The 630-nt window shown below is 41.7% G+C and carries 1 protein-coding gene and 1 pseudogene; both read left to right on the forward strand.

Translation table 11 applies throughout. From position 1 onward, the window contains the following. Nucleotides 1–321, forward strand: a 321-nt coding sequence (locus tag RV13_RS20480; RefSeq protein WP_211276181.1) for an ATP-binding protein, incomplete at its 5' end; no start/stop codon positions are given. A 4-nt stretch (nucleotides 322–325) separates the two neighbouring features. Further along, a pseudogene (locus RV13_RS20485) lies at nucleotides 326–630 on the forward strand (FUSC family protein); the annotation flags it as partial.

Below are 630 nucleotides of genomic sequence, written 5' to 3' on the forward strand. Positions count from 1 at the left end.
GCTGGTCGGGCCATGAATGCCGGTGTTTATTTTGTCACGCAAAACAGTGACGATTTACTGGATGAACGCTTGAAGAATAATATCGGGTTGAAGTTTGCGTTTCGCAGTACCGATATTCATGAAATCAAGAAGACTTTGGAATTCTTTGGCTTAGATCAAGAAGATGAAAGCAATCAAAAACGCTTGCGAGATTTGGAAAATGGGCAATGCTTGATGCAAGATTTGTATGGTCGAGTAGGTGTTGTACAAGTTCACCCTGTATTTGAAGAACTCTTCCATGCCTTTGATACCCGTCCACCTGTTCAAGAGAGAATGGAGTGAGGAGATGAAAAAGAAACTTTTTCGGATTGTGGGAGTCGTTTTTATTAGCATCATCACTCTGACAGTTCTATTGAGTTTAGTCGGTACGGTAGCTGAGGCAACAGGTCTGGTAGATGATACAGTTGAATCAGGAAATCTCTATTCCCAATATTCTCTTGGTAACTATCAGTTGGATTTCTTTGTAGATAGCTCCTGGGATTGGTTGCCTTGGAATTGGGGGGATGGCTTAGGGAAGAGTGTGATGTATGGTCTTTATGCCATTACCAATTTTATTTGGACGGTTAGTCTCTACTTATCAAATGCCACGGG

The sequence above is a fragment of the Enterococcus raffinosus genome, from assembly GCF_001886185.1.
GTDB lineage: Bacteria > Bacillota > Bacilli > Lactobacillales > Enterococcaceae > Enterococcus_A > Enterococcus_A raffinosus.